This is a genomic window from Lysinibacillus sp. NPDC095746, assembly GCF_044763535.1.
GTDB lineage: Bacteria > Bacillota > Bacilli > Bacillales_A > Planococcaceae > Lysinibacillus.
In genome coordinates, this window is sequence record NZ_JBIWGL010000010.1 from 84186 (window position 1) to 97877 (window position 13692).

General features: G+C 36.7%; 14 protein-coding genes. 10 read left to right on the plus strand and 4 right to left on the minus strand.

The annotated features are described in order from the left end of the window. Positions 1-44: 44 nt before the first annotated feature. On the plus strand, positions 45-281 hold the full coding sequence (locus ACIQ7N_RS09645) for a NifU family protein (RefSeq protein ID WP_100546189.1): 237 nt from the start codon (positions 45-47) through the stop codon (positions 279-281). Between the two features lie 50 nt (positions 282-331). Here ACIQ7N_RS09645 and ACIQ7N_RS09650 read toward each other — a convergent pair whose 3' ends face one another. Further along, a complete protein-coding gene (locus ACIQ7N_RS09650; protein WP_402931630.1) occupies positions 332-1024 on the minus strand; it encodes a DUF2225 domain-containing protein in 693 nt (230 codons plus the stop codon). Between the two features lie 184 nt (positions 1025-1208). On the opposite strand from ACIQ7N_RS09650, the gene ACIQ7N_RS09655 reads away from it, so the two are divergent. Then, positions 1209-1580, plus strand: coding sequence for a HesB/IscA family protein (locus ACIQ7N_RS09655; protein ID WP_248717003.1), 372 nt, complete (start codon positions 1209-1211; stop codon positions 1578-1580). 1380 nt (positions 1581-2960) lie between these two features. On the opposite strand, the gene ACIQ7N_RS09660 is transcribed toward ACIQ7N_RS09655, so the two are convergent. Then, complete coding sequence (locus tag ACIQ7N_RS09660; protein WP_370078073.1) at positions 2961-3452, minus strand: CarD family transcriptional regulator; 492 nt, start codon at positions 3450-3452, stop codon at positions 2961-2963. Positions 3453-3596: 144 nt separating this feature from the next. On the opposite strand from ACIQ7N_RS09660, the gene ACIQ7N_RS09665 reads away from it, so the two are divergent. Beyond that, complete coding sequence (locus tag ACIQ7N_RS09665; RefSeq protein WP_402931631.1) at positions 3597-4040, plus strand: MarR family winged helix-turn-helix transcriptional regulator; 444 nt, start codon at positions 3597-3599, stop codon at positions 4038-4040. A gap of 147 nt (positions 4041-4187) precedes the next feature. Here the strand turns inward: ACIQ7N_RS09665 and ACIQ7N_RS09670 are convergent, their stop codons facing one another. Beyond that, entirely contained in the window at positions 4188-4739 is a 552-nt protein-coding gene (locus tag ACIQ7N_RS09670) for a hypothetical protein (RefSeq protein ID WP_402931633.1), read from the minus strand. 163 nt (positions 4740-4902) lie between these two features. Here ACIQ7N_RS09670 and ACIQ7N_RS09675 point away from each other — a divergent pair, with 163 nt between their 5' ends. The 5 genes from ACIQ7N_RS09675 (at position 4903) to ACIQ7N_RS09695 (ending at position 10450) form a co-directional block, all read left to right on the plus strand. Further along, on the plus strand, positions 4903-5400 hold the full coding sequence (locus ACIQ7N_RS09675; RefSeq protein WP_132361748.1) for an NUDIX hydrolase: 498 nt from the start codon (positions 4903-4905) through the stop codon (positions 5398-5400). Positions 5401-5423: 23 nt separating this feature from the next. After that, positions 5424-7172 (plus strand): LytS/YhcK type 5TM receptor domain-containing protein, encoded by a 1749-nt coding sequence (locus ACIQ7N_RS09680; protein WP_402931708.1) that lies wholly within the window; start codon positions 5424-5426, stop codon positions 7170-7172. A 4-nt stretch (positions 7173-7176) separates the two neighbouring features. Next, positions 7177-7923 (plus strand): LytR/AlgR family response regulator transcription factor, encoded by a 747-nt coding sequence (locus ACIQ7N_RS09685; RefSeq protein WP_402931635.1) that lies wholly within the window; start codon positions 7177-7179, stop codon positions 7921-7923. A 120-nt stretch (positions 7924-8043) separates the two neighbouring features. After that, the gene (locus ACIQ7N_RS09690; protein WP_402931637.1) at positions 8044-9837 is read left to right on the plus strand and encodes a carbon starvation CstA family protein; all 1794 of its coding nucleotides are present in this window, start codon (positions 8044-8046) and stop codon (positions 9835-9837) included. 283 nt (positions 9838-10120) lie between these two features. Continuing rightward, positions 10121-10450, plus strand: a complete 330-nt coding sequence (locus ACIQ7N_RS09695; protein WP_132361742.1) for a YuiB family protein — start codon at positions 10121-10123, stop codon at positions 10448-10450. Positions 10451-10945: 495 nt separating this feature from the next. On the opposite strand, the gene ACIQ7N_RS09700 is transcribed toward ACIQ7N_RS09695, so the two are convergent. Next, a complete protein-coding gene (locus ACIQ7N_RS09700; protein WP_132361740.1) occupies positions 10946-11428 on the minus strand; it encodes a divergent PAP2 family protein in 483 nt (160 codons plus the stop codon). Positions 11429-11543: 115 nt separating this feature from the next. Between ACIQ7N_RS09700 and ACIQ7N_RS09705 the strand changes: the two genes are divergently transcribed. After that, positions 11544-13052 carry a leucyl aminopeptidase gene (locus ACIQ7N_RS09705; protein ID WP_402931639.1) on the plus strand — a complete coding sequence of 503 codons (1509 nt, stop codon included), beginning with the start codon at positions 11544-11546 and terminating at the stop codon, positions 13050-13052. A 68-nt stretch (positions 13053-13120) separates the two neighbouring features. Then, entirely contained in the window at positions 13121-13321 is a 201-nt protein-coding gene (locus ACIQ7N_RS09710; protein ID WP_402931641.1) for a hypothetical protein, read from the plus strand. The last annotated feature ends 371 nt before the right edge of the window (positions 13322-13692 follow it).

The following is a 13692-nucleotide window of genomic DNA, read 5'->3' on the forward strand; positions in this document are numbered from 1 at the left end:
TGTTGCTAACATTATAATCATTATAAGGAAAGGAGTCGAGACAAATGGCTGAAGCAACAATTAACGATCAAGTTCAAGAGGTATTAGATAAATTACGCCCATTCTTACTACGTGACGGTGGAGACTGTGAATTAGTAGATGTAGAAGACGGCATTGTAAAATTACGTTTATTAGGTGCATGTGGTAGTTGCCCAAGTTCAACAATTACACTTAAAGCTGGTATCGAGCGCGCATTATTAGAAGAAGTACCAGGTGTTATTGAAGTAGAGCAAGTATTCTAAAACGACTAAAAAAGTTCTAGCTGATATTATTCAGGCTAGAACTTTTTTTCTTATAGTTGGCGAGCATGTTCTTTTTCTTCTCGAATAATTGCCCATTGTTCCTTAGCCATATCCACGATCTTCGCTTCTCCGCCATTACTTTGCTTTTCAATGACCTTTGAAAAGAAGCGTGTAGCATTTTCTAAATCACCTATACGTCGTGATAGTTCGGCAATCATATACATAATGCGTATATCTGACATTTGCGTTGAGCTGTAATCCTCAGTTGAATACGAATCCATATAGTAATCTCGGGCCATTGTCATAAAGCGCTGCTCTTGGCCTTCGTTTTTTAGTGAACGATAAAGCCATGCAAGACGTAATGTAAGCCCAGCTATAGCAACAAATTTTTCTTTTTTAATCGTACCGCAAAGGAATGCTAATTTATATGCTTGTATTGCTTGGAATACAGTGCGTTCGCCCTTAAAATCATGGTGTACCCACTTTTCTGTAATTTGCGCGCGAATATCATCTTGCGTACCAGGAGAAAAATATTTTGAAAAATCTTCTGTAAATGAAAATCCACAATGCTCACAAACAAATACATTATAATAAAGGGCATTTACACCGTCTGCATAAATAGGATGAAAATCTGTTTCTGTATGATCTACTTTAATGAATTTAGAGCGTACTTTTAATGTTGGAAATTCTTTGTTGCAATTAAGACATTGAATTTTTTTTTCGTAATAAGGTGAAATCTCCATATTTTATACCTCTTTCATCGACTTATTATAACTATTATACCAATGAAGATTTTATAGAAATGGATAAAAAATACTAAAAATGTGAAAAATATTAGAATTTTTACTAAAAACCCTTTTGAAGCTGAATGTTTGTCATACAATAGTCAAAATTGATATGATAATAAGAAGAAGGAAGGTGATTGGGATGACAAGTAAGCAAGTAATTGAAGTTACTGAAGCGGCTGTCTTTCATATTAATGAAATGATGGAGCACAATGAAGAGCAAGGTTCGTTTTTACGTGTAGTTGTTAATGGTGGCGGATGCAGTGGCCTATCATACGGTATGCATTTCGATAAAGAGAAAAAAGAAGATGATTTTGAAGATATACAACATGGTTTAACAATTCTTGTTTCCCGTGAAGATGCGCCGATTTTAATGGGGACAAAAATTGACTATAAGCAATCGCTAATGGGCGGTGGCTTCACGATCGATAATCCAAATGCGATTGCATCATGCGGCTGTGGCACGTCTTTTAAAACGGCGAAACGTGAAGGTACGCCTGAGATTTGTGATTAGAAAATGTGTGTAGATACCAAGCCTTTTTAATTTGTATGTTGGAAAACATAACGAATTGAAAAGGCTTTTTTGTATGTTCTTGAAAAAGAAGAAATAGAAGCTGTAGGAGCAATGGAGAAGCTCCTAACAAAATGGAGTTGGCAATTTCGTCTTACTCCCATAATAGTTCCCATAGATATAGACCAAATTATTAGAACGAATGAAAGTGTAAGCCAAAATGTATTTTTCGTTGTCTTTTCATCCTTCTTAATTTTAGTTAAAATGCTGACAAGATTTAAACAAAAAATAATCCCGAGTATAGGCATGAAGTAAACGATAATAAACGAAAAAATAATCAAATTATTACCTCCCACTATATGTAGAATAACATGCAACAGATGATTGACCGTTACCACAGGGAAAAAAGATAAGAATTAACTTACAAAAATAATTGAAAAAACCTCTTAGAAGCAATCCTGTGTGCTGGTCGAAGAAAACAAAAGAAATTGGCAGGTATGAATATCGATCCTAGATGCAAATCTTAACTTTTATGGATATTTGTGATCATTCATAAACAAACTTTGAACATTATCCGTTGGTATTGAATGGTAATGTTCAGCAAGTCATACAGCTATGTGTGGGCATAAGAAAAGGACTCGTAAATCAGAGAATCACTCATCAATAAGCCCCGAAATTTTAAAGATCCTAATATTTTTTATTTTTCGATAAGAACGGTAAATCCGAAAAAATTAAAACGAGTGATATAACTAATGGTGAAAGTACAATATTGTAAAAAGTTATTTTGGATGGTTCTCTTAAATAGTAAAAAATAAAGTTACAACAACTAATTAGAATGGTAATAACAATAAGTTTTAAGAACCGTGTTCTTTTATCCAACTTATCTAATTTTCTTAAATTTATTATAGATACGGTTACTATATAAATAAGGAATAAAACAAGAAAAATTAAATAACCAATTACAAATTTAGCTAAAAATAAATTATCAATATCCTTAAATACAAAAAATAATGTGATGATCATACCTACAAAAACTAGGATATACAAAATGCTTGTAAAAATATTTTTCTTCAAATAATTACTACCTCGAAATCTTTATGTATATAATTATTTTCTCAAAGATAAACAATTTTGTTAACTGGAAAATAATGCGTGTAAATGGTGGCTAGGAACTTCTATTGGAGGTGAATTACAAACGAGTTGTGAAAGTATAGAGGTCGGTTTTTTGATGTTGGAGAATAGTAATTGAGCATGAAGATTTTAAACATGAACTATTACTTTGCTTCAACTATGGAGCAGAACCTTTTTATATTTCTTTTTACATAAGAATAAGGCCACGATTATTTTTGATCGTGGCCTTATTACTGTACCGATAATTCACAACTAGTGAAGCTGTGTTAAAACGTAGTCATAAATTTCATCGGATGGTTTATTAAGAGCTATAGAAAATTCGGAAAAGATAGTATCTTGTAAAGATTGCAATAATTTTTCTTCCTGGTTAGGGAATTTTTTTTCATTGGTCTTATATTCGAGCTTTTTTCGTAGCAATGTGTTTAACAGCTTTGCTTGTTTTTGGCGATTGCCAGATTTAATGATTTCTAAATGAAATCTCATTCGATGTGTATTTTGTTCAATCCATTCCACACCAGGTGATGTGAATGAATGTAAAATACTGAGGGCTTCTTCTTTTTTAATAACATCTCTAAGCTGTTTTTTGGAATTGTCAATAGGGGTACGAATGATTAATTGCGGTTCATTTAGTGGTTGTAAAACATAATAAGATTTAGTAATGTCGTTAAAGGTTTGTTCACAAATATCTTCAATAGAACAAAGTCCATGTGATGAGTAAATGACTACATCGCCAACGTTGTACATGTATATCCCCTCCAACAAACTATATTGTCAACTAAGTTGACTAAATCTATTGTAAGCAATTAAAACGTTTTTGTCAACTTAGTTGACGACTGCTGCTGTTTTTTGTATATTAATAACGAAAAATAGGAAATGAAGGTGAACTAGTTGAAGGAGGAATTGCAGAATCGAGATGTCATTGATTTGTTGAGCGAACGTCACGAACTACTTCGAAGACTTGCGGAAGAGAAGTGGAATGAGCAAAACGATATATATATTTCAAATTCAGAGTGGTATATTTTAGGGATTATTTATAAAAAACAACTTACGATTTCAGATGTAGCTAAAAATGTTAAATTTTCAAGACAAGCAACCCATAAGATAATAAAGAGTTTGGAAGTTAAAGGGTTGGTGACAGTTATGAGTGTCGAACATAGTAAAAAACATAAAGCTATTCGAATGACTGAATTTGGTGAAGATTGCTTTGAAAAAAATCAATTATGTAAAGCAGAAATAGAAAAACAACTGGTCAATACAATTGGAGAAGATCAGGTCAATCGATTAAAAAATATATTAAATCTTAATTGGGATATGAAGCAGTTGGAAGTATAAGTTTTCGTAGTTTGGTATGGAAAATGCTTGAACAGCTTATTACATAAAAAGATAGGGTACTATCTTAGCATGTAGGATACAGTGAAAAATTCCAAAAGCCACTTTCGCTCTCGAAAGTGGCTTTTTTAAGGGTGTTCAAAATAAGTGTTACTTTACCTTCTCGCGTTCTATAAATGTAGCGCCATTGTCATTTGCTATAGTGTAAATGGCGCTTTTTTCATCTAAGCCAAATTGTCCATTTTCTTTAATGACAAACTTTTCGTTATTTTTCGTTTGGAAATAATAAGTGCCTGCTGCATCTGTTTCATACTCATATATTACTTCCTTAATATCTTGCCATTCATATGTAGTTTGATGATGAAATTCTTTGAAAACCATTTGTGTTTTTTGTATAGCGGTATAACTTAAAAGAGAAAAATAGCCTAAAGCTAGACTGCTCACGATGACTATAATCGTAATTAAATAGGTGTATTTATTTCGTTTAAAACCAAGCATGATCAACGTTAAAATAATGAACGTAATTGCTAGGAAAAGCATAGTGAAGTTGCTTGTTGGAGTAATTAGCACGATATTATCTTTGCTAAAATAAAACGTTTGGGAAATGGTATGCGGCAACAAGAAAACGATAAAGGGCAATAGTAAGAGTAACACTATCGCTATAATAAAAAGTTTTGCCTTAGGTGATATTTCGTTTAACATAAAACGCCTCCCTCTAAATAGAGTAAATACTCCCTTTACTACAAAGTGTAACATATTTACAAAATTGGAACCAGTGTGTATATGGAGTAACCATAATTTTCTGATTTAATACTTCTATATAGGGAGAATTGGTCGTTATAATAGTGCTATAGGGGTGAAGCTTATGAAAAAAGATAGAGGAAAAGTTTGGTTAGGTGTTGCAGGGGTAACAGTAAATGCGTTAGGTCAATGGCTAGTTGTTAAAAAGGCTTATAGTGGATTAAAGGGAAGATGGTCATTGCCAGCTGGTTTTGTCAATGCTGGTGAAACCGTAGATGAAGCGGTTGTTCGTGAATTAAAAGAAGAAACGGGTATCGATTGCTACGTATCAGGTTTAATTGGTTTTCGAACGGGAGTGATTCGTGGTGACATTAGTGATAATATGGCGATATTTTATTGTCGGATGAAGGATGAGCAGCAGCAGATTTGCATTCAGGAAAATGAATTATTAGCAGCGAAATGGATGTATCCATCGGAGCTCGTTCAGGATGAAATGACATCAGTCATGTTAAAAGAAATGGCGTCCAACCAATTTGAAAAGCACCAATTAGAGGGGATTGAAGGCATTAACCCAGGAGATGTCTTTGGCTATTCCTCTTATAAATTGTTCTTTAAAAAATAAAGTGACAGAGGATGGGACCTATGATGGAGCTTTTTTTATTTATGTTAGAGCGAGTAGGGCTAATCATTGTGTTTGCTTTTTTAATGTCAAGATGGCGGCTCTTTCGAGGAGTGTTATTTCAGGATCAAGGGGTTAAGGAAAAGGTTTGGCTTATTATTATTTTTAGTGCTTTAAGTATAGTTAGCAGCTATACAGGGATAAAGATCGAAGGTGGGTCTATCAATCCCTTAAATATGATACATAGCACTATAAATGCAGAGGAAGCTATTGCGAATACGAGGTTAATTGGCGTAGCGATTGCTGGTATTTTTGGTGGACCACTTGTTGGTGTTAGCGTGGGGATTATTGCAGGGATTCATCGTATGACCCTTGGCGGTTTTACAGCGGTTGCCTGTGGTATTTCGACAATACTAGCAGGATTCATTACTGGAAGTTTAAGTAAGCAATTAAAAATACGTCAAACCTTCTCCTATAAAAAAGCTGTTATTATCGGAATTTGTGCAGAGACTTTACAAATGCTTATTATTTTAATAGTAGCAAAACCATTTGAACAAGCTTTGCAATTAGTTTTTTTAATAGCGTTACCGATGATTTTTATGAATGCCTTTGGGATTTTGATATTTTTCATTATTATTAAAACTTTTATTGATGAGGAAGAGCACACAAAAGCATCACAAACACACCAAGCCTTCTCTATTGCACAACAAACGATTGAACATTTTCGTAAAGGGTTAAATAAAGAGTCTTGCCGAACGGTTGCGGAAATTATTAAAAGAGAGATCGAAGTTGATGCAGTCGCGATTACGGATACAAGTGGAATTTTAGCGCATGTAGGAATAGGTGAGGACCATCATGTTATTCATCAAGAAATAATGACGGCTTTAACGAAGCGTGTATTAGTAGAGGGACGTATTATGACAGCGATGTCTGCAAAAGAAATAAATTGTCCACATGAAGATTGTCCATTAAGTGCTGCGATTGTCTTACCATTAAAAGTACAGCATAAAACGGTAGGTACGTTAAAGTTATATTTTATCAACGTTTCTTCATTAACAGGGGCGAAAAAGGAGCTTGCTGAGGGGCTTAGTCGATTATTTTCATCGCAGCTTGAATATGCTGAAGTTGAGCAGCAAAGGAAGCTGTTAAAGGATGCCGAAATTAAAGCGCTTCAAGCACAGGTTCATCCTCATTTCTTTTTTAATAGTCTCAATACGATTTCAAGTTTGATTCGAACGGATGCCGATGAAGCTAGAGCATTATTAATAAAGCTTAGTACATTTTTTAGGAGTAATTTGCAGGGCGCTCGTCAAATGCTGATTCCGTTAAAAAATGAAATTGACCATGTGGAGGCTTATTTGTCGATTGAACAAACGAGGTTTCCGAACCGCTATGATGTGCAATTTCATTTAGATGAATCACTTTTTGACGTGCAAATTCCGCCATTTACCTTACAGCCGCTTGTTGAAAATGCCATTTATCATGCCTTTAAAAATCGTAAGGAAGGCAAAATTGACGTGAAGGTACAACGAATTAATAATAAGCTATTGCTGTTGACAGAGGATAATGGCTGTGGAATGAAAGAAGAGCAAGTTAAACAGCTTGGCAAAACGATCATGCAATCCGAGCAAGGGACAGGGACAGCTTTATGGAATATTTATCAGCGTATCCATGAAATTTATGGAACTGAGGCAGATTTTCACGTATCAAGTACGCTGGACGTTGGCACAAAAATTATGATTCAGCTACCGTTAAAAGCCACAAGATGGGAGTAGAGAAATGTTAAATGTCTATATAGTAGATGATGAACCGTTAGCAAGGGCTGAATTGCGATATTTATTGGAGCAAACAAAGTTAGTCCAGATTATTGGAGAATCGGAGGATTTGGAGGATATACTGCAGGATCCACAGTATGAGCAGATTGATTGTGTGTTTTTAGATATTCAGCTAGGCGTAAATAATGGTCTTGAATTAGCAAAACAGCTGCAACAAAGCATATTTAAGCCTGAAATTATTTTTGCTACTGCTTATGATGAGTATGCATTACAGGCATTCGAAGTGAACGCCTTTGATTATATTTTAAAACCATTTGAGCAAGAGCGTGTACAAAGTGCAGTTGAAAAGCTTGTAGCGAAAAGAAGAGCGACACAGGCTAAAACGATGGAGAAGTTAAAGCATTTACAATTGGACAAGCTTGATAAATTAACAGTTTATATGAATGATCGAATTTTACTTATTAATATACAGGAAATTTTATATTGTACATCTGAAGATAGTAAGACGATTGTTGTCACTGAGAAAGGGAAATATTTTGCATCAGAGTCGTTAGCCGTTTTGGAGAAGAAACTCACTTTAAAAGGTTTTGTGCGTGTCCATCGGGCATTTATTGTCAATTTAGACCATATTGTAGAGCTGGAGCCTTGGAGTAATTCTAAATACAATTTGATTTTGCATAATAGACATTCGATACCTGTTAGCAGGCTTTATATGAAGGAAGTGCGCAAGATTTTCCAGCTATCAAAATAACTGCATTTCAACAGTAGAAAACACCCTTTCAACTTAAAATTCTGACATTTTGGTGAATTTTACGAATAATCGTTCAATTCATTTGCTATGATGTGGAAAACGTAAAAAAGGAGTGATAACATGAATGCTATTACAATTGTAATAGGTTCCATTTGTGTACTGATGATTAGCTATCGTTTGTATGGCATATTTTTCACAAAGAAGGTACTTAAGATAAAAGATGATACGCCCACCCCAGCACACACTATGGAGGATGGTAAAGACTATGTTCCGACGAATAAGTGGGTAACATTTGGTCATCATTTTGCAGCGATTGCAGCGGCTGGACCGTTAGTTGGCCCTATTTTAGCTGCACAATTTGGCTATTTGCCAGGGCTTCTTTGGTTGTTAATTGGTGCAGTAATCGGTGGTGCAGTGCATGATGCGGTAGTGTTATTCGCTTCTATGCGCCATGGAGGAAAGTCGTTATCAGAGGTAATGAAGAAGGAGTTAGGACCTGTTGCAGGATTTTGTACAGGCCTTGCCATGCTTTTCATTATTACAATTACAATGGCTGGGCTATCGATGGTTGTCCTTGGTGCGTTGGAGCGAAATCCGTGGGGAACTTTTGCAGTAGGGATTACGATTCCAATAGCGATGCTTGTTGGTATTGCTTATCGTAAAACAGGAAATTTAATTGTAACGTCAACAGTTGGCTTTATTTTGTTAATGATCGGTGTATTTATTGGACCGATGATTCAAGGGACAGCCTTTGGTGATTTTTTAACGTTTGACCGTAATACCTTAGCTATTATTCTACCTATCTATGCATTTTTTGCGGCGGCATTACCCGTATGGCTCTTATTAGCCCCGCGTGATTATTTAAGTAGTTTCATGAAAATTGGCGTATTTATTGCGTTAATCATTGGGGTCTTTTTCGTCAACCCAATCATTCAATTTCCACCAATTACAGAGTTTATACATGGTGGTGGTCCAGTAATTGCTGGTCCAGTATGGCCATTCGTCTCCATTACAATTGCCTGTGGGGCTATTTCTGGCTTCCATGCGTTTGTAGGCTCTGGGACAACGCCGAAAATGATTGATCGCTGGGAAGATATTCGTATCGTTGGTTTCGGTGCTATGCTCGTAGAATCTTTAGTAGGTGTAATGGCTTTAATCGCAGCAACGGCTCTACATCCTGCAGATTATTTTGCGATAAATTCAGCTCCTGCGGTCTTTGCTACATTAGGAATGGAACCGGTACATCTACATGCATTAGCCGAAAGTATTGGGATGGACTTAGAAGGACGCACAGGTGGAGCTGTAACGCTAGCAGTTGGAATGACTGATATTTTCACGGGGATTCCTTGGTTTGCCGAATTGTCTTCTTATTTCTATCAATTCGTGATCATGTTTGAGGCGGTCTTTATTTTGACGGCTATTGACGCTGGAACACGTGTAGCGCGCTATTTAATTCAAGATTTTGGCGGCAATGTCTACAAGCCACTGAAGCGTACAAATTGGCTTCCAGGTACAATCTTTGCAAGTGCACTGGCATGCTTTATGTGGGGTTATTTATTGTATTCAGGAGATATTAGTTCGATTTGGGTATTATTTGGCGTTTCGAATCAGTTGATGGCAACAATCGGTTTAGTATGTGGTGTGACAATAGTCTTAAAAGTTGCAGATAAGCGAATCTACGCCTTAACGTGCTTTATTCCATTGGCCTATTTATATGTCACGGTAAATGTAGCTGGCCTTTGGATGATTAAAAATGTTTATTGGAATACAGCGGCTGCTGGATACAATATGTTAAATGGTGTATTGTCTGTTATTATGTTAATTTTAGGCTTAATAATTGTGATAGCCGCTTTTAAAAAATGGGCAGAGCTTTGGAAGTCACCAAAGTATTTAGTATCACAAACCGCTTCATAATGAAAAGAGAGAAACTATTGAAAATTAGTCGTATACTAGTTTTCAATAGTTTCTTTTATTTCTTAATGATGGTTCATCATCAAAAGTAGCGGATTATTTGTTGAAATGTATGTTATTTATAAGTTGATTGGAGTGTGGCCTGGACGCCATAGGAAGCTGAAATAACCACACATTGTGGTCATAATCCCTAAATATGACGAACAAGCGAAATCAAGGATATGTTCATTGAAAGCGTTGTAGTAATCATGTAAACTAATGAGAGGAAAACGGAGGTTATACATACATGGATGGTCCAGTTTCATTAGTACAGTTAATTATTTCAATTTTGTTATTTTTCGTCATGTTCTTTGGTATTGGATTTTTATTGAATATGCTACTGCGAATGACTTGGTTAATGGCAATTGTGTATCCAATTGTTGTTATCTTTATTATCGATGATGTAAGCTTTTTAGATTATATTTTCAAGCCAGGTTCAGCATTTCCAGCACTTTTAGATAAGTTGCAAGCACTGCAGTTTGTAGATATTTCTATCTTATCGGGTGGCTTTGCCGGTTCAATTGTTGCGGGGATTGTCATGATTTATTTGCGTAAAAGTGGTTATCGAATGTTTTAACTTCTTTTAGCAGTTTGCACCGAAAGCGTGGCGACAGGTAAGATGTCCAAACTTTAGCTGAAATAGAGGAACTCAGTGTTAGAACGCCACATCTTGTCAACGACTGAGTGACCAACATCGTGCTATTGCTGACGCTTCGCTTTCGCACAAAAAACATTTGTTGCTGACGCTCCGCTTTCTCACAAAAAACATTTGTTGCTGACGCTCCGCTTTCGCACAAAAAACATTTGTTGGCCTAAAGCCTCCGGCGGATGTCACGGAATCGGAAAGGCGTTAACAAAGGATGTTAGCATAAACGATCGCATCCATGCCCTGCATCACGCAGGCATTAGCACAAAGCCGATTCCAGACGCAATTATGCCTAGGCATAATTGCTCTTATCAGTATTCTTCTTTCTATGAAGAGAAGAATACTGATTTTTTTTATGTTCCCGATAAATCACAAAAGTGTTCCGATATAAAAAAACACAGCCTCAACATGAGGATGTGTCTGTTATCACAAAATAAACTGGTATGTGATGATAGCGATAAAAATGCCGGTTAATGCCCCGAAAAATACCTCACTCCGTTTGTGGCCTAGCAATGTTTTTAGCTCTTCCATTTTTTCTTGCCCATCCATTTGTGGCCATTTTTTTAAATCATGAAGTAAAGTTTGAAAGTCTTTACGCAGTTGATTTAATACAGCTGCATGCTGACCTGCCTGAAAGCGTACTCCACTCGCATCATACATGACGATAAATGAAAACATAGCGGCTACGGCAAAAATGGGGGAATCTAATCCTGTTTCATAGGCAATAGATGTTGTTAGCCCTGTTACGGAAGCGGAGTGGGAGCTAGGCATTCCTCCGGTGGAAGTAAATAATCCCCAGTTAATCTTTCTTGTCATAAAAAAATGAATAGGGATTTTTACAAACTGTGCAAAGAGAACTGCAAAAAGGGCAACGAGTAAAGGGGTATTTTGAAGTAAACTCATAATCATCACAACCTTCACTTATAATTACTTTTATTATAACATTCATTATTTTCTAAAAGCTAAATATAACGCGTTTTCTGAAACTTAGGTATAATAGAAATAGTGAATGGAGGAATTTGACATGCATATTGTAAAAGAAGCAAAAACATTTGAAACGATTTCTACTGAAGTGCTAGTAGTGGGAGTCACTAGACATCGTGAGCAAATGCAAGATTGGGCAAGCTTTTCATCCTTTTATGGAGAATCCCTTGATATGTGGATTAGTACAGGGGATGTATCTACTGAGTTTAAAAAAATGACGAAATTGCCATTCTTAAAAGACCATGCAGCTCTTAAACGTATTTTATTCGTTGGTTTGGATGAGCGTAAAAATTTAACAGAAGGTGATATTCGTGCAGCATTTGGCTTGCTTGGCAAGGAACTAAGAGCTTTAAAGGTTAAAGAATATTCGATTTGGCTTGAGTCGTTTACGACAGAGGCGATTACTGTAACAGATGTTGCCTTTTTAGCTGGTGAGGGAACAGGTCTTGGATATTATTCAATTCCTCATTACAAAATAACATCAAATGAAGTAGAGAAACGTATTGACGCTGTTCACCTTGTAACTACTGCAAATGATTTAGATGAAGTGGTGGCAAGCTTTGAGGTTGGTGCTATTTATGCAAACGCAGTAAATGAAGCACGTAGTTTAATTAATTTACCACCAAACTTACTGACAGCGACAGATTTAGCTAATTACGCAGAGTCCCTTGCAGTCGAGTACGATTTCGAAGTGGAAATTTTAGATAAAGCACAAATGGAAGAGTTGGGTATGGGTGGTATTTTATGTGTTAATCAAGGCTCCCATGAAGAACCTCGTTTAATCACATTAAAATATAAAGCGACTGAAGATTTTGACGATCCAATTGGCCTTGTCGGCAAAGGGGTTACGTATGATACAGGTGGCTATTCCTTAAAGCCGAGAGATGCAATGGTAGGCATGAAGGGCGATATGGGCGGTGCGGCAGCAGTGCTAGGTGCTATGAAAATCATCGGTGAATTACGTCCTAATAAAAATGTCGTAGCAGTTATTGGTTCTACCGATAATATGGTATCTAGCACAGCATTTAAGCCGGATGATGTCATTACGACATATAGCGGTAAGACGGTAGAAGTTTTAAATACTGATGCGGAAGGACGTTTAGTGTTAGCAGACGCTACTACATATGCTAAACAACAAGGAGCTACTGCCCTGATCGATGTTGCAACGTTAACAGGTGGAGTAATTACAGCACTAGGTATGGATAAAACAGGTGCCCTTTCTAATGATGATGAATTCTTTGCTGCTTTCATGGAAGCTGCACAGGAGACGGATGAATTTGTGTGGCGCATGCCTTTAACAGAAAATGATAAAAAACGAATTCGTAAATCAGACGTCGCTGATTTAAATAACTCTCCTGGTCGTGATGGACACATGATCTTTGGAGGAGGCTTCGTTGGGGAGTTTGTTGGTGATACACCATGGATTCACTTAGATATTGCAGGAACGTCAGATGCGATTGCTGTACATGACTTAGGCCCAAAAGGTGGTACAGGGGTAATGGTACGTACACTAGCAAATTTGGTACAACGTTTAGGAGAAGAAAAATAGAATAGGCAATAGACATGTGATAAATGCATCTTCCTACATAAGATAGAGTAAAAAAAGGGAGGAAGCTTATGACATTCTTCGGAGGTTTTCCAGGAGGCTTTGGGCCAGTCGGTGGGCCGTTTTTTAGACCACCGTTTTTCGGACCACCATTTTTTGGACCACCATTTTTCGGACCGCCATTTTTCGGACCACCATTTTTTAGACCACCATTTTTCGGACCACCGTTTTTCCGACCAGGTCCACCATTTAGAGGGCCTCGTAGATTTTAATTCAAACAAAAAACCAGATGTCAGCAAGTGACATCTGGTTTTTTTCTTTAACTTCTTTTAGCAAGTGTTAAGTAACGAAGGCGAAGTGACAGGTACAGAAGTCTCCCACTTCTATAGGTGGTGAGGTGAATGCTGTTTTAATTACTTTTCAGCAGGTGTCAAAAAACAACTGCTGAAATATAGGAGAACGTCACGTCTTGTGGCAACGACTGAGTGACCAACATCATGTTGTTGCTGTCGCTGCGTTAACACTACGCTTTCGCACAGAAAACATTTGTTGCTGTCGCTGCGTTAACACTACGCTTTCGCACAGAAAACATTTGTTGCTGTCGCTGCGTTAACACTACGCTTTCGCACAGAAAACATTTGTT